This window comes from Helicobacter sp. MIT 00-7814 (assembly GCF_003364115.1).
Taxonomy (GTDB): domain Bacteria; phylum Campylobacterota; class Campylobacteria; order Campylobacterales; family Helicobacteraceae; genus Helicobacter_F.
This window is the reverse complement of record NZ_NXLL01000016.1, coordinates 1-22,493: the sequence shown is the minus strand read 5'-3', so window position 1 is coordinate 22,493 and position 22,493 is coordinate 1. Positions and strand designations below refer to the sequence as shown.

Sequence of the window (22,493 nt, the reverse complement as noted above, 5' to 3'; positions counted from 1 at the left end):
TGCTTTGCGTGTTAGAATTCTAGCCAAATTTTATAAAAAGGATTGTTTTTGCAAACTGCTTCAAACACCACATTTTTACTTGAGATTCTCACCCAAGAACTGCCAGCTAAGCCGTTTTTAAAGGAACTTCCGCAGATTCTAACAAAATGGCAAAACGCCTTGCAAAATGCAAATATTAGCGCGCCACACACACAGCTTTTTTACACGCCTCGGCGCATTGTGCTTTATTGCGAGGATTTTCCGACTTTTTCAAATGAGGAAATTAGAGAATCTTTTGGCGCGCCTATAAATATCGCCTATGATAATGATGGCAACCTTAGCAAAGCGGGACTAAGCTTTTTTACAAAAAATAACCTCGATCCGACAAAGGATAAGGGCAAAGTAAATAGGGCACTCAAAGATGGCAAAGAAGTGCTGTATTTTAAGGAGATTTTGCAAGGCAGGGCGACAAAGGAGCTAATGCAGGGCGTGGTTGATGAGTTTTTGCAAACTTTGCATTTTGGCAAAAGTATGCGCTGGGGGGATTTGGCAAGTAGATTGTCAAATTTTAATGGCTTTATTCGCCCGATTGTTAATATTTGCGCCTTTTTGGGAGAAACGCCACTGCCTTTGTGTGTGTTTGGGCTAAATTCTTGCGCGCAAACTTACCCACACAGGGACTTTGGCTACAATGCAATAGAAGTAAAAAGCATCGCGCATTATTTTGAAATATTAAAAGAATCTTGCGTGATTTTGGATCAAAACGAGCGCAAAGCGCAGATTCTCTCACAAATTGAAAGCATAAAATCCGCGCATCATATCGATGTCGAGCTTGATAGCGAGCTTTTGGAAGAGATTGTGGCGATTACTGAATATCCGCAAAGTTTGCTAGGATATTTTGAAAAAGAGTTTTTGCGCCTGCCAAAGGAAGTTATCATCACTTCGATGAAGGAAAATCAACGCTATTTTGCGCTATACAAAGAAGATTCTCTTTTTAATGGCTTTATTGTGGTGTCAAACTCCACGAGCAAGGACACTTCGCTTATTGTGAAAGGAAATGAAAAAGTCCTGCGCGCGCGCCTAAGTGACGCGATGTTTTTTTATGAAAATGACTTAAAGCGCGGGCTAAAGGCGCAAGGTTTAGAATCTGTGCTTTTTGTCGAGGGTTTAGGCACTTTGGCGCAAAAATCCTTGCGTGAGGGCAAAATCGCGCAGGTTTTGGCGCAAAAATTTAGCGCGCAACTTATGTCAGAATTTAGCGCGCAAAACTACACAAATGAGCGCCTTTTAGAGCTTTTGGCAGAATCTACCACTTTAGCAAAGGCGGATTTGCTTAGCGAAATGGTTGGGGAATTCCCGGAATTGCAGGGCATTATGGGGAGTTATTACGCTCAAAGTGAGGGGAAGGATATTTTGCTTGTGAAAGCATTGCGCGAGCAGTATTTGCCAAATTCCGAGCATTCCGCGCTTCCTTCAAATCTCTTTAGCGCCATCATCGCGCAATCTTTCAAGCTTGATAATATTCTCTCACTTTTTAGTATTAATAAGATCCCAAGCGGTTCAAAAGATCCTTATGCGCTTAGACGCGCGGCTTTGGGCGTGATAAAGATAATTTTACTCTACAAGCTTCCTTTCAATCTTTCAAGCGATTTGCGCGATATAAGCCACGCGCTAGGGTTTGAAAATCTTAATATTGAGCAGATTACAGATTTCTTTTTAGAAAGACTTGAATCTCACCTTGAATTAAACCCTTCAATTTTCCGCGCAAGTATCAATGCCCGCGATGAATCTGGCGCATTTGAGCGCGATATTCTTAGCCTTGTGACAAATGCAAATGCGCTCAATAGCGTCTTTGAAGAAAGCACCGATAAGCCCTCGCTTTTAAGCACCTTTAAGCGTGTGGCAAATATTTGCAAAGAATCTAGCGCGCAAGAGTTTTCAACACCTCAAAAAGAGCTTTTTACCCTGCCGCAAGAAAATGAACTTTTTAATGCTTTAACCCAAATACAAAGCACGCAGTTTGAAAGCACCAAAGCACGCGTGAGCGCACTTTTTGGGCTTAAGGATATTTTAGAATCCTTTTTTGACAAAGTCCTTATCAATGACAAAAATCCACAAATCGCCACAAATCGCAAAGCGCTTGTTTTTAGCGTGTATAGGGAGTTTTTACGCGTTGGAGATATTGCACAAATTGCCATTTAATCAAGCTTTTGCAAAGCTTACTTAAGGAGGAAAAGATGTCAAAAACCACACAACCAAGCCTCATAGATTCTAACTACGACAGCAACGCGCCAATGCGCGATTATCTTAGCTTTGAAGAAAAATGTCGCGAGTTTTTATTTGATGAAATAAATGGCATAAAGCAATACCGCGTTTTTAGCAATTATTTGCAACGCTTTGCCTATGGCATTGATGCGTCCTGTTATCGCTATATCCCAAAGCTTGTTTTAAAGCCCATAACAGAATCTGAAGTGCAAGAAATCATCACGCTAAGTAATTTGTATAATATTCCGCTTACTTTTCGTGGAGCTGGAACGAGCCTTTGCGGGCAGGCGTGTAGCGATAGTGTGCTTGTAGTCTGCGTGCATAAATGGCAAAATATTAGCGCGAGCGAAGATTCTATATGGTGTGATTGTGGCGTGATAGGAGTGGAGGCAAATAATGCGCTTAAAAGTTTTGGGAAAAAAATAGGACCCGACCCAGCTACGATTAATAACGCCACCATTGGCGGAATCTTTTCAAATAATTCAAGTGGAATGTGCTGTGGCGTGAAGCAAAATAGCTATCAGACGATAAAATCCGTGCGCGTGATTTTGCATGATGGTTTTATCTTAGATACTTCAGATTCTAAAAATATCGCAGAATTTACCCGCACACATAAAAATATGCTAAAACAAATCCTAGATTTGCGCGAGGAGATTCTAAGTGATAGCGCGCTTTTAAAAGAGATTAATCGTAAATTTGCGATAAAAAACACCACCGGTTATAGCCTCAATGCGCTAAGTGATTTTGCTGAAATCAAAGATATTTTAAACCACATTTTTATAGGCGCAGAAGGCACACTTGGCTTTGTTTCACGCGTGGAATATTTCACCGTTACGGATTTTAATCACAAAGCCTGCGCACTTTTATTTTATGAAAATTTGCAACTTGCAGCAAAGGCGATTAAGGTTTTAAGTGCAAATGATTCTATTGTAAGTGCGGCAGAGATTATGGATTATGCCTGTTTAAAAGCTGTGGCGGATTTAGAAGGTATGCCAGAAGAGATAAAAAATGTTAGTGATGGTAATTGCTGTATTTTAATCCAACTAGAATCTAATGAGCTAAAAACCTTAAAAAAAAATATCGCGCATATTAAAAAAGAGCTAGATTTTATTCCCACGCTTTTTGGGCTAAATTTTAGCTTTGATGCAAATGAGCAGGCAAAATGGTGGAAAGTGCGAAAAGGCTTGCTGCCAATTTCTGCTTCCACAAAGCGCGATGGCGCGACGGTGATAACAGAGGATATTTGCTTCGAGATTGATTATTTTGCAAAAGGGATTGAGGGCATAACGCGCCTATTTAAGGAGTTTAGCTTTGAAGGCATAATCTTTGGACACGCGCTAAGTGGGAATGTGCATTTCATCATCACGCCACTATTGGATGATAAAATCGAGCGCGAAAATTTTGCGCGCTTTATGGATTCTATGGTGGCACTTGTCGTGGAGCTTAAAGGCAGCACAAAAGCCGAGCATGGCACGGGCAGAATGATGGCGCCTTTTGTTGAGCAAGAATGGGGCAAAAAGGCGTATAAACTCAACCAGCGTATTAAGCAAATTTTTGATTCTAAAAATCTTTTCAACCCAGATGTGATTATTTGTGCTGACCCGCAGATTCATATTAAGAATCTCAAGCCAACGCAAAAAATCGAGGATTATATGAATGCGTGTATGGAATGTGGATTCTGCGAAAAGGTGTGTCCGAGCAAAAATATCACGCTCACCCCGCGCCAGAGAATCGCCGTGCATAGGGAGATAGAACGCCTTAAAGCAAAGAGCGCGAAAACCGCACAAGAACTTGAAGAACTCGACTTGCTAGAATCTGAATATGGCTATTTTGGCGTAAGCACTTGTGCGACTTGCTCGATGTGCTCCACGCTTTGCCCGCTTGAAATTGATAGCGCGAAAATCGCCGTGCAGTATAAAAATGCCGCTGCTTCTAAAATCGCAATAAAAATTGCTGGAAGTGTGGCAAACAACATGCCCCGCGCGGTGAAAGTCGCAAAATGGGGCGTTGGAATCGCAAATTTTAGCGCAGGGCTACTTGGGGCAAATGTGCTTAAAAATTTGAGCCTGCGCGCAAATAGGGCGATTGGCACGCCTATTGTGCCAAAATTTATGCCACGCAAAAATACTTATATTTTGGAATCTAGGCTTAATGCGGGGCAAAATGTAACGCAAAATATGGCACAAAATGCAGCGCAGAATCCACAAGGGCGCGAAGAATCTATAAATCAAAATTCACAAACTAAAGCCCCACAATCTGTGCTTTATTTTTCAAGCTGTCTTAACCGCGCCTTTGCTCCCGCGCGCCAAGCAAATGACAAGCGAAGTATTCAAGAAGTTTTTGAAAGTCTATGCGCGAAGGCTGGAATCAATGTGATTTATCCCCGCGCGCTAGATTCTATGTGCTGTGGCAAGTCGTTTAAGGATTACACCAAAAAAGCGCCTGAAATTAACCCGCTTACGCGCACCTTGCAACAATTGCTTGTGGATTCTCATAATGGCGCAATCCCCATTGTCTGCGACCATAGCGCGTGCAGCGGTGAGGTGATTTCCCAGCTTAAGGGACTTAAAGGCTTTGAGAATCTACGCGTATATGATATGAGCGTGTTTGTCGCGCAAAATCTCCTCCCACGATTAAAGATTACGCCAATAAGCGAAAATATCGGAATCTACGCTGTTTGCTCAGCGAAAAAGGGCGGTTTTGCAAACTCTATCAAAGATATTGCCAAAGCCTGCACGAGCGGGAAAATTTACGAACATACGCAAACTTATTGCTGTGGTTTTGCAGGAAACAAGGGCTTTATCACGCCTGAACTTAACATTTCAGCCACAAAACCACTTGCGGAGTTTTTTAACGCACTGCCAACGATGCGCTGTTTTTCTAGCTCAAGCACTTGTGAAATCGGCTTGAGTGATGCCACCAACCGCCCATGGCAGCATATTATCTATTTGCTTGATAGCGTTTGCGCGCGAGATTCTCAAAAAACCACGAGCAAATAGGGCGAATCGTGCATATCAGCGTTTTAAAAAATGAAGTTTTGCAGGCGTTTGATTTTTTAAAAGAGCGCGAAAATGGCGTTGTGCTTGACTGCACGCTTGGTTTTGGTGGGCATAGTAAGGCGATTTTGCAAGCTTACCCACAAAGCAGGGTTATTGGCGTTGATAGGGATTTGCACGCGATTAAGCTTGCGAGCGAGAATCTGCGTGATTTTGCTAAGCGAATAGAGATTTTGCAAAGTCCCTTTGGGAGCGCGTTTGAAAAGCTTTCAGTCAAGCAAAAAGGCGCGATTTGCGCGATTTTGGCAGATATTGGCGTAAGTTCCATGCATTTAGATGACAAATCGCGGGGCTTTAGCTTTGAATCTAGCAATCTTGATATGCGTATGGACACCGCGCAAAGCCTCACTGCGCGCGAGATTCTCAATACTTACAATCTTTTGGAGTTGGAGCGCATTTTTTTTGAATATGGTGAAATTAGAGAATCCAAAAAGCTTGCGCGCGCCATTGTCGAGCATAGGGAAAAATATAAAGAAACTTTTGAAAGTGGTGAAGAGTTTAGCGCCTTTGTAGCGCAGTATGTCTCACGCCAAAAAGGCGTAAATCCCGCCACGCAAGCTTTTCAAGCTTTAAGGATTGAAGTTAATGATGAATTAGGACAATTGAGCGCGCTACTAGATTCTATAAAAAATGCCTATAATGAGGGCTTTTTACGAGGCGCGAAGCTTTGTATTATTAGCTTTCATTCTTTGGAGGATAGAATCATCAAAAACGCTTTTAAAGTATGGAGCAAAGAGTGCATTTGCCCGACAGAGGCGATGAAATGCACTTGCGGGAACAACAACGCGCTAGGGGTTGCTAGCAAAAAGCCGATTTTGCCAAGTAGCGAAGAGATTTTATTAAACAAACGCGCAAGAAGTGCTAAAATGCGCGTTTTTGAATTTAGACAATGAAAGAAACGACAATGGATGTGCGCGATTTAAATCTAGGGAATTTACAAAGCCAAAACACGCGAGATTCTGCGTTAGGCATGAATGATACAAATGACACAAATAATGAAAGCTTGCAAGCGCGCGCGCCACAAAATTTATACATTCCACAAACTCAAAGCGTAAAATCCCCGCTAGAATCAGCAGATTCCAAAACGCACAATCCACAAAGTTATGAAAACCAAACACAAGATTTAAAGGATTTTCAAACTTCCCAAAACTCGCAAGATTCCATAAAAGAGGCTCTTGTAAAGGATTTAGACGATAATGGTTTGGGCGTTAGGGAGCTTGTTTTTGGATTTTGTCTTTTTTTTGGTGCGCTGGCACTTTTTTTTCCAAAAATTTATTTGGCAAATAGCATTTATTACCTTAGCAAGGACATTGCGAGTTTGCAAACGACACGCGAGATTTTGAGCGAGGAGCATAAAAAACTGCGCCGAGAGCGCGAGGATATAGAATTCCTCTTTGGCGTGCTGGATAACCTTGCGCGATAATATGCTACAATTACGCCCTAATTTACCCAAAAGGAATGCTTGTGCAAAATAAAATCAGCTATAAAGATTCTGGTGTAGATATTGATGAGGGAAACGCGCTAGTCGATGGGCTCAAACCGCTTGTGGCAAGCACTTTTGATAAAAATGTCATAGGTGGAATCGGCTCATTTGCAGGCGCGTATGCACTGCCTAGCGGGTTTAGAGAGCCTGTGATATTGGGCGCCACTGATGGCGTTGGGACTAAACTTGCCCTTGCGATTGAATCTAAGCGCTTTGATAGCGTGGGGATTGATTTAGTTGCAATGTGCGTGAATGATCTTATTTGCAATTTTGCCACACCGCTTTTTTTCCTTGATTATTACGCCACGGGGAAGCTTGATAAAAAAAGCGCGCTGGAGGTTATTTCTGGCATTGTTAAGGGGTGTAAAATCGCTGGGTGCGCGCTTATTGGCGGAGAGAGTGCGGAGATGCCCGGAATGTATAAGGCTGGGGATTTTGACTTAGCTGGCTTTGCGGTAGGGATTGCTGAAAAAGATGAGTTAGAGAGGGCGCATTTGCTCGAATCTGGCGATTGTCTCATCGCGCTGCCTTCAAGTGGCTTGCATTCTAATGGCTTTTCGCTTGCGCGCAAGGTGCTTTTTGAAAAGTTGCAATTGCGCTTAGATTCTGAATTTGAAGGCAAAACGCTAATCCAAACACTTTTAGAGCCGACAAAAATTTATGTGGATATTTTTAAGCAAAATAAATCGCGCATTAAAGCCCTCGCGCATATCACAGGCGGTGGCATTGTGGAAAATCTCCCGCGTATTTTGCCCCCGCATCTTGGCGCAAGGATTAAAAAAAGTGCGATCCGCTCGCAGGGGATTTTTGAGCTTTTGAGAGAGCATGTTGATGAAAAGGAATGCTACCGCACTTTTAATATGGGTGTTGGAATGATTCTTGCTGTTGGTGAAAAAGAATGTGAAAGCGTGCTAGCCCAAAGCGGTGGCTATCTCATCGGGCATTTGGAACACACGCAAGGCGTGGAAATTATCTAAGGGGGCAGATTGCCATTAAAATCGCTTATTAAGCTTTACTCAATCCCTACACTTATCGTAATTGCCGGCGTTTGTTTGTATTATTTTGTGTTTCTTGGGGTGAAGGATAAAAATCTCAAGCACAATGCCCAATCTATCGCGCAAGACACGCCACAGCAAGCGCAAAAAGAGCCACAAAAACAGCCAGAGATTCTCTACGCAAGCACGCAAGATGAGCCACAAAGCGCAAACCTAGCGACAGCACAAACTACGCAAGAGCCACAAAATCAAGCGCCAGAAGCACCACAAACCCAACCAGCGCCACAAGTTGCCACCACACAAGCGCCACAAGCTCAAGATTCTGCCATTTCAGTGGATTCTTCGCAAGCCCAGACTTTGCAAGATCAAATCATCGCTCAAGCAAAGCTCACACAAGATTCAAACAAAGATTTAGAGAATCCAGCCACGCCACAGCCCACCACCTACGCGCTCATCACTGCAAAAAGCGTCAATGTCCGCGCACAGCCTGACACGCAAAGCGCGATTGTGAAAAGGGCGCAGCTCAATGAAAGTTATGAGCTTGTCCAAAGTCAAAATGATTGGCTTGAGATTAAGCTTAATAGCGCGCAGCATGGCTATATCGCAGCATATTTAGCAAAAATAGTGGAGGAAAAGGATTTACCACAAAGCGCGCAAAATGCCTTAGCTGATCGCCACCATACGCACTCAAGCATGCAAGAGCACACCATTAGGCTTTATGAGGTTATCGCGCGTAGGGCAAATGTCCGCACGAGCCCGATTGTAGATTCCGCAGTGATTGCTTCTATTGAATCTGGTAAAAAAGTGCGCGTTGCAGAAACGATCACTATCGATGATGTCGCGTGGGCGCATGTTTTGCTAAACTCTGGGAGTGAGGGCTACATCGCTTTGCGCTTGCTTAAAGAGGTGGAGTAGTTTGCGACAATTTTGCGTTTTTGGGAATCCTATCTCGCATTCCAAATCCCCGCTTTTACACAATGCGGTGTTTTTGCAAAAAGGGCTTGATTGCTTTTATGGGCGCGCGTGCTTAGATTCTGCTTTTAGCGCGAGCGCACAGGATTTTAAGAATGCGCCGAGCCTTTATACGAGCTTCAAAGAGCTTGGTTTGAGCGGCGCAAATATCACCATTCCTTTTAAAGAATCCGCGTTTAGGGAAGCCGATTGCGTGCGGGGCATTGCTAAAGAGATTGGCGCGGTGAATACTTGGGTTTTGGAAGGCGAAAAAATCATCGGCTACAATACTGACGCGGAGGGCTTTTTTATGTGTATTGAGCGCTTTGGCGTGAGATCCGCGCTTATTTTGGGCGCTGGTGGCTCGGCGAAAGCATGCGCGAGTATTTTGCACGCCCAAGGCATAGAGACAAGCATCTATAACCGCTCAAGCGCGCGACTAAGCGCTTTTGGCGACTTTGCATGCTTTAGCCCTGAGTTAAAAAATCTCTCTGCCTTAGAATCTAAGCATTTTGATATTGTCATAAACACCACGCCAGCGGGGCTAAAAAGTATGCATTCAAGCGCGCTTCCGCTAGATTCTGGGCTTCTTACGCAGATTCTCTCTCGTGCAAATTATGCCTTTGATCTCGTGTATGGCGCGGATACGCCCTTTCTCTTGCTTGCAAAAAGTTTAGGGCTTCACACGCAAGATGGCACGCAAATGCTTATCAATCAAGCAGCCCTAAGCAACGAGCTTTTCACCTTTAAGCAATGTGCGTTTGAAGACGCGCTTAGCATTATGAACGCGCTTAAAATCTAAAAATTTCAATCAACATCTTTTGGAATATAGAATCTTACCAAACCTTAAGTCGCTTTATTTTGCTATAATGGGCGGATTTTGTTTTTGAAGGATTGAAAATGACATGGATTAAGACTTTTTTATTTGCGGTGTTTGCGTTGGCGCTTTTTGTGGGCGGGATTGTGTTTTATATGCTTTTTTTGCAGGGCAACGCGCTGTTTTCGCGCTTCATAAAAGAGCCTATGGCGGTGGAAGCGTATGTTGAAGCGCAGGTGAACGTTATGCCGGATTCTTATGTTGCTTTCCCAAAGATTAAAGAAAGTGAGAATCTCGCTAAAAAAATGAACCTTAGTAATGAGGAAAAAGCGGTCATTGATGTGGCGTTTCAAAAAGTTTCTGAAAAGTTCGCGCAAAGTGAGCTTTGCAAAGGTGGAAGCTACACGCTTGAGCCGAGCTATTCTTACAAAGATGGCGTAAAAACCTTGAGCGGACAGCGTTTAAGCGCGGATTTTTCTTGCACTTTCAAAAAAGAAGAGTTTGAAAAATACGCTACGATGATGCAAGAAGCGGATTCTATAAGCAATAATCTTGGGTATTTTACGCTGATTATCCCAACTATCAACACCGCGCTAAGCAAAGAGCAAGCACAAAAGGTGCGAGGCGAGCTTGAGGAAGCGTTGTTTGCAAAAATAAAAGAGAGCGAGGGCAACTTTAGCCAGCATTTGGGGAAAACTTGCAGAAGCGTGAAGCTTTCCTTTAATGAAACTCAACTTTTGCGCTCACACGCTTCTATGGCGCTTGCGTCAAATTTGAGTGCAGAGCCTATAGAATCAACACAGCAAAAGCAACTTGGCGCGCAAGTAAGTTTTGTGTGTGAATAGATAAAGATTCTGGGATTTTCAAATCACAAAACGGCGTTACAGAATCTTACAACCTTAGCAACCAAAAAAGGTCGTGTATGTGCGCGGAGCGGAGCTTGCAAGGGCTTTGCTCTTGCAAGTGATACATCTTAAGGAGTAGATTCTCAAATCACAAAACAGCGTTAGAGAATCTTAAAGCCTTGATAACTAAATAGGGTAAAATATGCGCGCGTAAGCGAAGTGCAAACAAGCTTTCGCGGAGCCGAAGTGCGATTTACTCGCACAAGGCGATACATTCTAAGGAATAACATGAATATATTTTTCAAAAAAAATGGTTTTGTGAGCAGGGAGAGTTTCGAGCTGACTTCAGGCGTTGAGTTAGGCGAGACGATTCTTTGGATTGACCTTTTTGAGCCTACAAGCACGGAGGTTAATTACATCGCAAACACCTACAACCTCGACATTCCTACCAAAGAAGAGCGCGAGGAAATCGAGCAATCCGCGCGCTACTGGGAAGATAGCAACAGCATCACGATAAACACTTACTTCCTCGTGCGCAACGCTAGCGAGCTTGTGAATGAGACGATTACATTTATCCTGCATAAAAATATCCTTTTTACTATCCGCTACAGCGAGTTTAAGGTGTTTGATGAGATACAAGCCATTGTGCTTGCAAGCCCAAAAAACTTCGAAGATGGCTTTGATCTAATCGCCAAAATTTTTGAAGCGCGCGTGGAGAAAGACGCCGACTTGCTAGAATCTGCGGCAAAAGAAACCAGAATCTTACGCAAAAGCGTCTTTAGCGAGCAGCTTACAGATTATGATGAAATGCTTGAGCGGCTTTCAAACCTTCAAGAGCTTAATATGAGCGTTAGGGATTCTCTTTTTGATAAGCGCCGCGCGATTACCGCGATTTTAAAAAGCAACAAAGCCGATATTGATACGAAAAAAAATCTCACAATCGTGCTAAAAGACTTAAACTCGCTTGTGGAATTTACCGCGGTAAATATGAATGCGCTTGATAATATCCAAAATATTTTGACAAACCAAATTAATATCGAGCAAAATAAGACGATTAAGCTTTTCACCGTTGTGACCGTAGCGATGATGCCCCCAACGCTCATTGGCACGATTTATGGAATGAACTTTGACTATATGCCAGAGACGCATTGGGAGTTTGCCTATCCTGTGGTGCTTGTCATTATGATACTTTCCACGATTTTCCCCATTGTGTATTTTAAGAAAAAAGGTTGGTTATAGCTTTTATGGAGGCGTTTTCTTTTTTATTTACATGGATATTTGATGCGCATAATTGGCTGGCACTTGGCACGCTTAGCATTATGGAAATTGTGCTAGGGATTGATAATATTATTTTTATCGCTGTGCTTGTCTCGCGCCTACCGGAATCCATGCGTCAAAGAGCGCGGATTTTGGGGCTTGCATTTGCGTGTGTAACGAGAATCTTACTTCTAAGCCTTATCTTTTTACTCGTGCATTTAAAAGAGCCGTTTTTTTACATTGGTGATTTTGGAGTCTCTTGGCGCGATGTGGTGTTATTTTTAGGTGGATTGTTTTTAATCTACAAAAGCACGCTTGAAATCCACCAAATGGCGCAAGGCGAAAGCGAGCAGGCAAAAGCAAAGCTCACGCATTCTTTTTTTCTTGTTATCGCACAAATTGCTTTGCTTGATATTGTCTTTAGCCTAGATTCCGTCATTACCGCAGTTGGTATGGCAGAAAATCTTGTGGTGATGGTTTTAGCCATTATTGTAGCTATTGGCGTGATGATGCTTGCCGCGCAAAGCATTTCAGAATTTGTCGAGCGCAACCCAACGATAAAAGTGCTCGCCCTAGCGTTTTTAATCCTTATTGGCGTGGCGCTTGTGGCAGATTCTTTGCATTTCCACATACCAAAGGGATACTTGTATTTTGCCATCGTCTTTAGCCTAGGCGTTGAGATGATAAATCTTTGGCTACAAAGGCGCAAGCAAAGCAAAGACTAAAGCATTTATGCTATAATACGCGCCTTTTGCATTGTGAGATTTTTAACAAGGATTTTAAAATGATAAAACTTTATGGGATTAAAAACTGCGGTAGCGTGGCAAAGGCGCGTGCGTTGCTGGATTCTAAAAATATTGCGTATGAATTTATTGATTTTAAGAAAACACCCCCGACTTTGCAAAATATCCACTCTTGGCTTGAAAAATCAAGTATGGAAATTCTGCTAAACACCAAAGGCACGACTTATAAGAAGCTCGGATTAAAGGAAAAAAACCTTAATGATTCTCAAAAAATCCAAGCAATGCTTGAAAATCCAAGCCTTATAAAACGCCCGGTGATTGAGATTGCGCCTTCTAATTCTCATTGTAGTCTTATAGTGGGATTTGATGAAGCAGCCATTCTCTCTGCGCTAAAATCTCTCTAAATAAACAAGGTGCGCTATGAGTAAGAGTTTTTGGGCATTAGGTGCTTTTGTAGCACTTTTTTTAAGCGCATGCTCGCATACAAAAGTGCAAGTAACACCAAAAGATCTAAGCACCTATCCGCAAAATGCCAACTACTATCTCGAGCAGGCGACTTTGAGCTTCACTTTGCCAACTTTAAATCCTGAAGAGTTAAAAAAGTTAAAAAATGATTATTTGGCAAAGTTTTTTTCTCCATGGAGCGAAGAGCCAAATAAAGATGTGGATTCTGTGTTTTGGATGCGCTATGATATGCTTAAAAGCAAAGGCTATGGGGAAAATACCAAGCCCTACACACTGCAAGAGGCGCAAAGCCTTTTAGATTCTATGCAGTTAGAATCTTACCCTTCAGCCAAAATTAAAGCCCTCATCACAAAAACCACAAGCGTGCGCGCAGTGCCCACAATCATGCCAAAATTTTCAAAAAAAGATGGCTACCCCTTTGATAGATGGCAAAACTCGCTCATCTTTGCAGGCACGCCTGTGCTTATCACGCATTTTGACACAAGCGGGCGCTTTGCGCATATACAATCAAGCTTCGTGTATGGCTGGGTGGAGCTAAGCGACATAGGCTTTGTAGAGGCAAAAGACAGCGCGACAATCCAAAAATTTAGCGAATACATTACGCCAAATAGGGATAATATCACTATTAAAGATACTAAAGGACATTTTTATACCATTGCGCGTTTGGGGCAGATTTTCGCGCTTAATCCAAACTTCAAAAGTGCGCAAGAATATGAAATCTATATCTACACGCGCACAGAATCTGCAACTGCCAAAATCACCACCGCGCGCGTGAGTAAGCAGGATTTTCTTCTCTTTCCAAATACGCTAGATTCTAGCTTGGTGGCGGATTTTCTCACGCAGTTAATGGGGAAAAAATACGGCTGGGGCGGAATGTATGAGGAAAGGGATTGCTCGGCTTTGGTGCGCGATATTTTTGCGCATAATGGAATCTTTTTGCCACGAAATTCTAAAGCACAAGTTTTGTATGCAAGCAATGCGACAGATTTAAGCAAAATGAGCGCAAAGAAAAAGGAAGAATTTATTATCCAAAATGCCACGCCTTTTTACACGATTTTATGGCTTCAAGGGCATATAATGATTTATCTAGGCGCAATTGAAGGCAGGGCAATAGTCGCTCACAGCGCATGGAGTGTGACTAGTGGCAAAAAATATGAGAACTTACTTGGTGGCGTGGTGGTAAGTAGCCTGTATGTCGGAGATGAAAAAAATGGCGTTTTCTCACGCAATAAAACGCTTCTTGAGCGCGTAGGTGCGATGTCTGATATACGCGTTTTGAGCGAGAAAATCTTACAAAGCAAATAAAGGAATGTTGGAAAAATGAGAAAAAGTGTTTTTTATTGTTTTTTTGTGCTGTGTCTTGTCTCAAATGCGCTTGCTGCGCCAAAGCAATTGCGCGTAATGGTAAGCATCGCGCCACAAAGCTATTTGGTGGAAAAAATCGCCAAAGAGCGCGCAAAAGTAAGTATCCTCGTCCCTCAAAATCTCGCACCAGAATCCTACGAACCACGCCCAGAGCAAATGAAAGAAATCAAAGATATGCGCCTTTTTGTCGGCATTGGTATGCCTTATGAAAAAAAATGGCAAAACCGCTTCAAGCAGGTAAATCCCAGAATGCGCGTCATCAATAGCACAAGCTCAATCCCTCAAAATATGTTTATTGAAAATGACAACCACACATGGCTGTCGCCAAAGCTTTTGAAACTGCAGGCAAAAGAGATTTTTTACGCTATTGCAAGCATTGATTTGCATAATAAAAAAATTTATGAGGAAAACTATGAGGCGCTGTTAAAAGAGCTTGATAGCTTAGATTCTGAAATTAAGGCGATTTTTGCAAAGGAAGATTCTAAAAAAATCTTTGTGGTGGCGCATTCTTGCTTAAAATATTTTGCGCGCGATTATGGGTTGCAGGAGTTGGCGCTTGATTTTAAGAGTGCGGAAAAAGCAAAGCAGCTAAGCGAGGTAAAAGCGCAGATAAAGGATTCTCAAATCCATACAATTTTTACCCAACCACAATATTCAAAAAAGCAAGCACAAGCGCTAAGCTACGAGCTTAAAGCCCAAATTGAAGAGCTTAATGTTTTGAGCGCGGACATTAAAGAAATGCTTCTAAAAGTCGCGCATGCGATTGCCGAGCAGGGAAATTAACTTTAATAAAAAGGAGAAAATATGGCACATGAGGAAGATGTAAGAGCGATTGCTAAGCGCGCGGTAAAAATCGCGCTTTTTTGCGTGGGGCTGGTGGTGCTTTTTAGCATTGTGAATATTTATGTGTTGCTTGTGCAAGTGGATTCCACAGCGGGCATCAGCCACCGCGTTATCGAAGTGGAAAAAAAGATTGAGAATATGGAAAAACTTAAGGACAAATAAGAAATTAATATAAAATTTTTGTTACAATAGGCACCTGATTTTAAAAAAGGGGTTGGAATAATGCAGTTAGATTCTACTTTTATTTCTATTGCATTGTTAAATAAAGAAGTAGATTGCGCGCGATTAGCAGAATTGCAAGATACTTTAAATAAACATTTTGCATATTATGAGATTTTGCTTATAAACCCAATTTTTACACATAGCTCTTTAGCTGAAAATAGTATTACCCCCCCCCCCCCCATACAAGGCTTATTAGAAAACTATCCAAATCTTAGAATCCTAGAGGTGCGTTCATCGGCAGGCACAGCATTTGACTGCGAAATTTTTCTACAAAATTGCATTGGTGATTATTTACTCTTTGCAGATTTGCAGACTCAAAGTATAAAGGATTGTTTAGAGATTCTCAAATTTGCACCAACACATGACATAGTTATCGGCACGCGTTTGGATAAAAAGCAAAATTTCTTTGAAAAGATTTTCTCTCGCGCTTTTTATATAAGTCTTAGAATCTTTGGAGACTTTACCAAATGCAAACACAACTACAGCGATTTTTGCGTACTAAATAGAAAAGTAATACATTCACTTTTAAGTACTCAAACACAAATCAAACTTTTGCGACTCGTGCAATTTGATGAGGCATTTTCAAAATACGAATACCCTTTCACTCCACTTGCAAAATCCCCAAACAAAAGCTTTTTGCAGAATCTAAACCTTGGCATTGATTACATCACGCAGCATTCTTTTAAGCTTCTGCGAATAGGCACTATTTTATGCCTTTTGATGGCATTTTTTAATTTTTGCTATGGCATTTTTGTTAGTATCTCATTTTTGCTAAAACCCTATATTGAGGGCGGTTGGACATCTAGCTCACTTTATGCTGTGAGTGTGAATTTTGTGATATTTTTGATGCTTTGTATTCTTGGAGAATATTTACGCGTAATGCTTTTAAGCATGCGCAAAGAACGACTTTATGAAGTGATTGATGAAAAGAGCAATTTAGAGCTTTATATCGCAGAAAAAAATGTGGAAACTCAAAAATAATAAGGAAACAAAATGAAACGCCTAAATATCGTGCTGCCTGTATTAAATGAAGAGGCAGTGTTAGAATCTAGCATTGAAAAAATTGAAAGATTCTTGCAAAATGAGAAAATCCCCTATCTCCTTACTATTGCTGATAATGACAGCACAGATTCTACCGCGCAAATCGCACAAAAATTATGCCTAAAAAGTCCTTTTGTAGAGTATTTGAAAATTTCTCAAATTGGTGTGGGATTAGCTTTTAGAGAAGCAATTTTGCATAATGCAAAACGCAAGGAATCCACAAATCATAAGGATATGTTTTGTGAATTTATAGGCTATATGGATATTGATTTATCCACTGATATTATGCATTTATCTGAAGTTTATGAAAGGCTTATGGACGGAGAAAGCATTGTTGTGGGTTCAAGGTTGCTTAAAGATTCTCAAGTAAGCGGGCGTAGTTTGAAGCGCACTTTTACTTCGCGCGTGTTAAATATCATTATGCGCCTTGTGTTAAGTGCGCGCTTTAATGATTGCATGTGTGGATTTAAATTTTATCAAGCACCCATCGCACAGCGTTTGGTTGAAAATTGTTACAAAGATAATGGCTGGTTTTATTGTGCGCAAATGCTTATAGTGGCGCAATATAGTAATATAGCTATTACTCAAATTCCCATAAATTGGGAAGATGACAGCAATTCAAAAGTAAAAATTATGCGCCTAAGTTGTGAGTACCTCAAGCAAATAAGCAGGCTTTTTGTGCGAAGAATACGCGGAAAACTTGCATGCAAAAGCTAGATTCTATCGTGCCATTTCCCAGCGTGCTTATAGGCAAGGGATATTGGGGAAGCATCTTAACACGCTATATTCAAGAAAATCCTAACTTTCATCTATTAAAAACCTTTGGCAGTGAGTTTAAAATACAGCTTTTACCAAAAGACTGCAAATGTGCATTTGTCGCTACGCCCTTAGATTCTCATTTTGAGCTATGCAAAGAGCTTTTATCAAAAGGCATTTATGTTTTTGTCGAAAAGCCAACTTGCAGGAGTTTAGCAGAACTTGAATATTTGTATTTATTAAGCACACAAAATAATACCATATGCTATACCGACTATCCTTACACGCTTTCTCCATCAATACAGCACATACAAGCACTTCTTTTGAAACATTCACACTTATTACAAGCACCATTGCAATTTAAAGCAAAAATCACGCAATATGGCAAATTTTACAAAAATGAAGGTGCGCTTGAAGTGCTTGGCGTGCATTGGTTAAGCGTATTTGCTTTGTTTTTCAAAGAAATTGTTCCTTTTAAGGTAACCACACAAACTACATCACCTTATCCGCTAAGTGTTTGCATAAAAGCTCGTGCAAAATTTTTAGATTCTCAATTTAAAGATAAGGATTTTCCTATAAATTTGGAGCTTGCCTGCTCTCTTGAATGCGAAGAAAAAGCACGCATGCTAGAAATTTCTGCGCCAAATTTTTCAATTTATTTTGATATGTTAAATTCTCCAAAAATTACCTTTAAGATAGATTCCAAAAAAACGCAATATTTTGATTTTGATGAGACCAATACCCTTGCTTTTTGTATGCAGGATTTTGCCTGCGCTATTAAAGATAAAGAATATGCAACAAAGATTTTAAGTGTTCATAGGCGCGTTATAAAATTCCTAGAATCCTGTGTTGAAGCTTTAAAATCACCGCTTGCATTAGAATCCGCCACTCAAATTAGCAATAAAGGCACATTATGAAATATGATTGCATTATTATCGGTGGTGGATTCTATGGCTGCTCACTTGCTGTATTTTTGCAAAAGTATTTTGACAAAATTCTTATTATAGAGCGCGAAAGCGAACTTTTAACTCGTGCAAGTTTCAGCAATCAAGCGCGCGTACATGGAGGCTACCACTATCCTCGCAGTTTGCTTACAGCACATAGCTCAATGCGGAGTTTTACACGCTTTTGTAAAGATTACAAAGAAGCAATTGTGGATAATTTTGATAAATATTATGGCATAGCGCGCATTGGCTCAAAAACAAGCGCAAAGCAGTTTTATCATCTTTTCTCCAAAATGCACGCGCCCATCAAGCCAGCGCCTAAGCATATTAAGGCGTTTTTTAACCAGCAGTTAATTGAAGAGGTTTTTTTGGTGCGAGAATGTGCCTTTGATAGCGTGATTTTAAAGCAGATTTTAGAGCGCAAACTTTTTGAAAAAAATAGTAAATGCGAAGTCCGCTTTAATCTAAACGCTCAAAAAATATGGCAAGAAGGCGAGAATCTAGCGCTACTTGCACAAGATTCAATCCCAAACAACACTTTCAAATCAACTTTTAAAAATTCCGCGCAATCCTTGCAGCCCGCACAATCTACCCTCTATGCAAAATATATCTTTAACTGCACTTATGCAGGACTTAATACGCTTTTAAAAAACTCTAACCTTCCTCTTTTAGACTTAAAGGCAGAAATTACAGAGATGGCACTTGTTTCAATCCCTAAAGAATTAGAAAATTTAAGTATCACCATAATGGATGGGGCATTTTTCTCCCTTATGCCTTTTCCAGCGCTTAACTCACACACGCTAAGCCATGTGCGCTATACACCGCATGCAAGTTGGCGCGATAAGCTAAATTTTATCAATACTTACGACACGCTTGCTACATATCCCAAAACTTCCAATTTTCCCTATATGCTAGCAGATGCAAAGCGTTATATGCCTATTTTGAAAAATTTGGAGTATCAAGATTCACTTTTTGAAATAAAAATTGTGCGAATGCAAAATGAATCTGATGATGGCAGACCCATTGTTTTTACTAAAGATTACGGCTTGAAAAACTTTTCAAATATTCTTGGCGGGAAGATTGACAATATTTATGATATTTTACAGAGTGTAGAATCAACCTTTTAAGGCACTTTATTTTTAAAATTTGTTTTGTTTGGCTATAATTAGCGACTTTTCTCTTTTAATTCACCACAACAAATAAGGAAAAAAATGTTTTCATTCTTTAACAACCTCAAAATAGGAACAAAGCTCGCAAGCTCTTTGCTTATATTGGTGTTTGTGGGGATCGCAGCCTTTGCAAGCATTACGATAATGCAGGTTTCTCGCTCTTTGCAAGATGACGCGCAAAAATTCCTACAAGCTTCTGCCAAACGCTACGCAAACTTCGCTGAAGGCATTTTCCAAGAAATGGGCACAACGCTTAAAGGCTTAAGCAAAGCCATTAGCACGAACTTGCAGTATGAGAATCTCGGCGCAGAAGAGGCACTTATTTCCATTGCTTCTTCGCTTGATACGAGCGATTACGCAGAGTTTGCATACATTCATCTCACTCACCCAAACAAGGCATTCCGCGAGTATGATGAGCAGTTTAGTATGCCAAGTGGAAAGTTTATGATTACCTTGCGTGATAAAGATTGGAATCACGATGGTGGCGTGGAAGTGATACAAGCACAAGATAATATCTTTCAAGTCCCAGCCTTGCAAGAAGTGCTAAAAACTGCTAAGCCTGCTGTGGGCGATCCTGTGAAAATCACTATTGATGGGAAAGAATTTTTTGCAGTGGATTTTGCCTATCCTGTGTTTGAAAAAGATGGCAAAACCGTGGCGGGCGCGGTTGGATTTTTGTTTGATTTGAAAAATCTTTCTGATAGAATCTCTGATGCGCGCTTTGATATTTATCAAGGAGACATACGCTTTATTATAGATTCTCGTGAGTTAATCGCAGCGCACCCTCATGAAAGTGCGTGGGGCAAGAAACTTGAGGAGATAAATACGCATGCAGATTCTACAAAAGCTATTTCTGATGCGATTAAAAACAAAGAAAAAACGCTCTTTATGGACGACTACATAACGCTTGACAACATAGATTCATTTATGGCGATGACGAGTTTTCCTATCAAAGATATCGATGAGTGGTATATGATTGTCACCGCGCCAAAGTCCGCTGTGCTCGAGGCGCTGACATCATTGCAAATTGCGCTTTTTGTGATGAGCATTATCTTTTTGGCAATAGTTGCAGCGGTGCTGTATTTCTTAGTGTATAAGATCGTCTCATCGCGCATAGGCATTGTGCTAAGTTCTTTGCAAGGGTTTTTCAAATACATTAATCACGAGAAAGTCGAGTTAAAGCTTATCAAAAACCACTCGCGCGATGAGTTGGGGCTCATGGGAATAGCGATTAATGAAAATATCGAGCGCACAAAGGCATCTTTGGAGCAAGATTCCAAAGCAGTGGCGCAATCTGTAGAAACAGCGCATAAGATTGAAGAAGGCGATTTGCAAGCGCGTATCACGCAAGAGCCGGCAAATCCACAATTGCGCGAGTTAAAAAATGTGCTAAACACAATGCTTGATGTGCTAGAGCGCAATATTGGGGCAAATATTAATGAAATTACGCGCGTCTTTGATTCCTACACTGCGCTTGATTTCACTACTGAAGTAAAGGATGCAAGAGGGCGCGTGGAGATTGTCACAAACACCTTGGGCGAAGAGATTAAAAAAATGCTCACAACTTCTTCAAACTTCGCCAAAGAGCTAGAATCTAAGTCCAAAGAACTAGAATCTGCTGTTAGCAATCTCACACATTCTTCAAATACTCAAGCAAGCAGTTTGGAGCAAACCGCCACAGCAGTGGAGGAAATCACTTCATCAATGCAAAATGTTAGCAGTCATACTGATGAGGTGATTAAGCAAAGTGAGGATATTAAGAATGTCATTAGCATCATTAGCGATATTGCAGATCAAACAAACTTGCTCGCGCTCAATGCCGCTATTGAAGCAGCGCGCGCAGGCGAGCATGGACGCGGTTTTGCAGTCGTGGCAGATGAGGTGAGGAAACTTGCTGAGCGCACGCAAAAAAGCCTAGGCGAGATTGAAGCAAATACAAATGTGCTTGTCCAAAGCATCAACGACATGGCACAAAGCATCAAAGAGCAAGCAGAAGGTATCGAGCAAATAAATGCCTCAATCTCTCAGCTAGAATCTATCACGCAAAAAAATGTCGAAATCGCCAACCACTCGCGCTCCGTAAGCAGCGCGGTGGATAATATCGCAACACAGATTCTCCAAGATGTGAATTTGAAAAAGTTTTAAGGTAGAATTTTTTAGAATTGCATTTTTGTTTTTATGAATTGCAAGGTTTTAACCAGCGGAAAATCTTGCAACCAAACCAGCCAAAAAGTCTTAAATGCGAACGCGAGCCGAGCGGATTTACTTCTGCGAGGTAACACATTGAAATAACAGAATTTAAATATAAGGACAAAAGCTATGTTATCGTATAAAAATCTTTCATTAAAGTTCAAGGTTTTGTCTCTTGTGAGCGGATCTCTTGTGAGTTTTGCCCTGCTTGTTGGGATTATCGTTTATAGCAAGCGCGGGCTAGAAGCCAAAGCAGGAGTAGAAGTCGCGCACACAATCCAATCTGAAGTGGAGCAAAAAATCAAACTTGCCACAGATTCTATGGCGTATGCCTTAGGCGATTTGGTGGAGGGCTTGCCAGAAAATGAGCAAATCGCAATTATTGACAAGGCGATTGAAAAATTCCGCTTTGAATCTGATAAATCCGGCTATTACTTTGTGTATAAAGAATATGTCCCAGTAGCGCACCCCACGAGAAAAGACTTGCTTGGAAAGTCACTTTATGATGCTAAAGATTCTAATGGCGTGTATTATGTGCGCGATTTGTTTGAAACTTCTAAAAATCAAGATGAAAAAGGGAAGTTTGTTTATTTCACTTTTTCAAAGCCCCTGCCTGATGGCACTCTAGGCACTGCGCAAAAAGTTGGCTACGCGCAAAAAATCCCAAACACCCAAAATATATGGATTTCAACAGGCGTTTATGTGGATACGCTGGCTGAGCACACAAAAGAAGTGACAACAGAGATTATCGACCCTATTTTTGGCTCTATAACAAATGCCGTGTGGATTTCAATCATCGCATTTGTGGTTGTTTTCACACCGCTTGTTTTTATTTTTTACACCAACCTTATACGTAGTGTTAATGCGCTAAGTAGCAATATCGCAAACTTTTTCCAATATCTCAATCACGAGATTAAAGAGCCTCATTTTAAGCCTTTGCGCACAAAAGATGAGTTTGGCAAAATGGAGCAAGCAATTGAATCTAATATCTCCCGCACTCAAAAATCCCTCCTTCAAGATGAAGAAGCCATTGCACAATCAGCTCAAACAGCTAAAGAAATAGAAAGTGGGAATCTTAAAGCAAGGATTATTAAAAATCCTGCTAAT

At 41.2% G+C, this 22,493-nt stretch carries 20 protein-coding genes; all 20 read left to right on the top strand.

Going from position 1 to position 22,493, the window contains the following annotated elements; translation table 11 throughout:
- The first annotated feature begins 48 nt into the window (after window positions 1-48).
- Window positions 49-2,181: a glycine--tRNA ligase subunit beta gene (gene glyS, locus CQA49_RS06085; RefSeq protein ID WP_115575077.1), complete on the top strand. Its 2,133-nt coding sequence runs from the start codon at window positions 49-51 to the stop codon at window positions 2,179-2,181.
- Between the two features lie 92 nt (window positions 2,182-2,273).
- On the top strand, window positions 2,274-5,243 hold the full coding sequence (locus CQA49_RS06080) for an FAD-binding and (Fe-S)-binding domain-containing protein (RefSeq protein ID WP_115575098.1): 2,970 nt from the start codon (window positions 2,274-2,276) through the stop codon (window positions 5,241-5,243).
- 8 nt (window positions 5,244-5,251) lie between these two features.
- Entirely contained in the window at window positions 5,252-6,193 is a 942-nt protein-coding gene (gene rsmH, locus CQA49_RS06075; protein WP_309544439.1) for a 16S rRNA (cytosine(1402)-N(4))-methyltransferase RsmH, read from the top strand.
- Complete coding sequence (locus CQA49_RS06070) at window positions 6,190-6,723, top strand: hypothetical protein (RefSeq protein ID WP_147288659.1); 534 nt, start codon at window positions 6,190-6,192, stop codon at window positions 6,721-6,723. Before rsmH ends, CQA49_RS06070 begins: the two co-directional genes overlap by 4 nt.
- 35 nt (window positions 6,724-6,758) lie before the next feature.
- The gene (gene purM, locus CQA49_RS06065) at window positions 6,759-7,760 is read left to right on the top strand and encodes a phosphoribosylformylglycinamidine cyclo-ligase (protein WP_115575075.1); all 1,002 of its coding nucleotides are present in this window, start codon (window positions 6,759-6,761) and stop codon (window positions 7,758-7,760) included.
- A gap of 9 nt (window positions 7,761-7,769) precedes the next feature.
- The gene (locus tag CQA49_RS06060) at window positions 7,770-8,693 is read left to right on the top strand and encodes an SH3 domain-containing protein (protein WP_115575074.1); all 924 of its coding nucleotides are present in this window, start codon (window positions 7,770-7,772) and stop codon (window positions 8,691-8,693) included.
- Window position 8,694: 1 nt separating this feature from the next.
- A complete protein-coding gene (locus CQA49_RS06055) occupies window positions 8,695-9,531 on the top strand; it encodes a shikimate dehydrogenase (protein ID WP_115575073.1) in 837 nt (278 codons plus the stop codon).
- A 98-nt stretch (window positions 9,532-9,629) separates the two neighbouring features.
- Window positions 9,630-10,391 carry a hypothetical protein gene (locus tag CQA49_RS06050; RefSeq protein WP_115575072.1) on the top strand — a complete coding sequence of 254 codons (762 nt, stop codon included), beginning with the start codon at window positions 9,630-9,632 and terminating at the stop codon, window positions 10,389-10,391.
- 288 nt (window positions 10,392-10,679) lie between these two features.
- Window positions 10,680-11,630: a magnesium/cobalt transporter CorA gene (gene corA / locus CQA49_RS06045; protein WP_115575071.1), complete on the top strand. Its 951-nt coding sequence runs from the start codon at window positions 10,680-10,682 to the stop codon at window positions 11,628-11,630.
- 5 nt (window positions 11,631-11,635) lie between these two features.
- The gene (locus tag CQA49_RS06040) at window positions 11,636-12,373 is read left to right on the top strand and encodes a TerC family protein (protein WP_115575070.1); all 738 of its coding nucleotides are present in this window, start codon (window positions 11,636-11,638) and stop codon (window positions 12,371-12,373) included.
- Window positions 12,374-12,432: 59 nt separating this feature from the next.
- The gene (locus CQA49_RS06035) at window positions 12,433-12,795 is read left to right on the top strand and encodes an arsenate reductase family protein (RefSeq protein ID WP_115575096.1); all 363 of its coding nucleotides are present in this window, start codon (window positions 12,433-12,435) and stop codon (window positions 12,793-12,795) included.
- A gap of 16 nt (window positions 12,796-12,811) precedes the next feature.
- Window positions 12,812-14,161, top strand: a complete 1,350-nt coding sequence (locus CQA49_RS06030; protein ID WP_115575069.1) for an SH3 domain-containing C40 family peptidase — start codon at window positions 12,812-12,814, stop codon at window positions 14,159-14,161.
- Between the two features lie 15 nt (window positions 14,162-14,176).
- Complete coding sequence (locus CQA49_RS06025; RefSeq protein WP_115575068.1) at window positions 14,177-15,004, top strand: metal ABC transporter solute-binding protein, Zn/Mn family; 828 nt, start codon at window positions 14,177-14,179, stop codon at window positions 15,002-15,004.
- Between the two features lie 21 nt (window positions 15,005-15,025).
- On the top strand, window positions 15,026-15,226 hold the full coding sequence (locus CQA49_RS06020; RefSeq protein ID WP_115575067.1) for a DUF5408 family protein: 201 nt from the start codon (window positions 15,026-15,028) through the stop codon (window positions 15,224-15,226).
- A gap of 60 nt (window positions 15,227-15,286) precedes the next feature.
- Window positions 15,287-16,267, top strand: coding sequence for a glycosyl transferase (locus tag CQA49_RS06015; protein WP_115575066.1), 981 nt, complete (start codon window positions 15,287-15,289; stop codon window positions 16,265-16,267).
- Between the two features lie 12 nt (window positions 16,268-16,279).
- Window positions 16,280-17,044 (top strand): glycosyltransferase, encoded by a 765-nt coding sequence (locus CQA49_RS06010; RefSeq protein WP_115575065.1) that lies wholly within the window; start codon window positions 16,280-16,282, stop codon window positions 17,042-17,044.
- Window positions 17,032-18,000, top strand: coding sequence for a Gfo/Idh/MocA family oxidoreductase (locus tag CQA49_RS06005; protein WP_115575064.1), 969 nt, complete (start codon window positions 17,032-17,034; stop codon window positions 17,998-18,000). The genes CQA49_RS06010 and CQA49_RS06005 overlap by 13 nt, the downstream gene beginning before the upstream one ends.
- Entirely contained in the window at window positions 17,997-19,154 is a 1,158-nt protein-coding gene (locus CQA49_RS06000) for an FAD-dependent oxidoreductase (protein WP_115575063.1), read from the top strand. Before CQA49_RS06005 ends, CQA49_RS06000 begins: the two co-directional genes overlap by 4 nt.
- A gap of 84 nt (window positions 19,155-19,238) precedes the next feature.
- Entirely contained in the window at window positions 19,239-21,341 is a 2,103-nt protein-coding gene (locus CQA49_RS10610) for a methyl-accepting chemotaxis protein (RefSeq protein ID WP_115575062.1), read from the top strand.
- A 174-nt stretch (window positions 21,342-21,515) separates the two neighbouring features.
- Window positions 21,516-22,493: cache domain-containing protein (locus CQA49_RS05990; RefSeq protein WP_181882620.1), on the top strand; the 978-nt coding region annotated here is incomplete at its 3' end.

Excerpts from the sequence above, each read along its gene's own strand:
- CQA49_RS06015 (WP_115575066.1), top strand. The coding sequence starts at position 15,287 with ATGCAGTTAGATTCTACTTTTATTTCTATTGCATTGTTAAATAAAGAA.
- purM (WP_115575075.1), top strand. The coding sequence starts at position 6,759 with ATGCTTGTGCAAAATAAAATCAGCTATAAAGATTCTGGTGTAGATATT.
- CQA49_RS06025 (WP_115575068.1), top strand. The coding sequence starts at position 14,177 with ATGAGAAAAAGTGTTTTTTATTGTTTTTTTGTGCTGTGTCTTGTCTCA.
- CQA49_RS06040 (WP_115575070.1), top strand. The coding sequence starts at position 11,636 with ATGGAGGCGTTTTCTTTTTTATTTACATGGATATTTGATGCGCATAAT.
- corA (WP_115575071.1), top strand. The coding sequence starts at position 10,680 with ATGAATATATTTTTCAAAAAAAATGGTTTTGTGAGCAGGGAGAGTTTC.
- CQA49_RS06070 (WP_147288659.1), top strand. The coding sequence starts at position 6,190 with ATGAAAGAAACGACAATGGATGTGCGCGATTTAAATCTAGGGAATTTA.
- CQA49_RS10610 (WP_115575062.1), top strand. The coding sequence starts at position 19,239 with ATGTTTTCATTCTTTAACAACCTCAAAATAGGAACAAAGCTCGCAAGC.
- CQA49_RS06000 (WP_115575063.1), top strand. The coding sequence starts at position 17,997 with ATGAAATATGATTGCATTATTATCGGTGGTGGATTCTATGGCTGCTCA.
- CQA49_RS06020 (WP_115575067.1), top strand. The coding sequence starts at position 15,026 with ATGGCACATGAGGAAGATGTAAGAGCGATTGCTAAGCGCGCGGTAAAA.
- CQA49_RS06050 (WP_115575072.1), top strand. The coding sequence starts at position 9,630 with ATGACATGGATTAAGACTTTTTTATTTGCGGTGTTTGCGTTGGCGCTT.
- CQA49_RS06080 (WP_115575098.1), top strand. The coding sequence starts at position 2,274 with ATGCGCGATTATCTTAGCTTTGAAGAAAAATGTCGCGAGTTTTTATTT.
- CQA49_RS06035 (WP_115575096.1), top strand. The coding sequence starts at position 12,433 with ATGATAAAACTTTATGGGATTAAAAACTGCGGTAGCGTGGCAAAGGCG.
- CQA49_RS06030 (WP_115575069.1), top strand. The coding sequence starts at position 12,812 with ATGAGTAAGAGTTTTTGGGCATTAGGTGCTTTTGTAGCACTTTTTTTA.
- CQA49_RS06005 (WP_115575064.1), top strand. The coding sequence starts at position 17,032 with ATGCAAAAGCTAGATTCTATCGTGCCATTTCCCAGCGTGCTTATAGGC.
- CQA49_RS06010 (WP_115575065.1), top strand. The coding sequence starts at position 16,280 with ATGAAACGCCTAAATATCGTGCTGCCTGTATTAAATGAAGAGGCAGTG.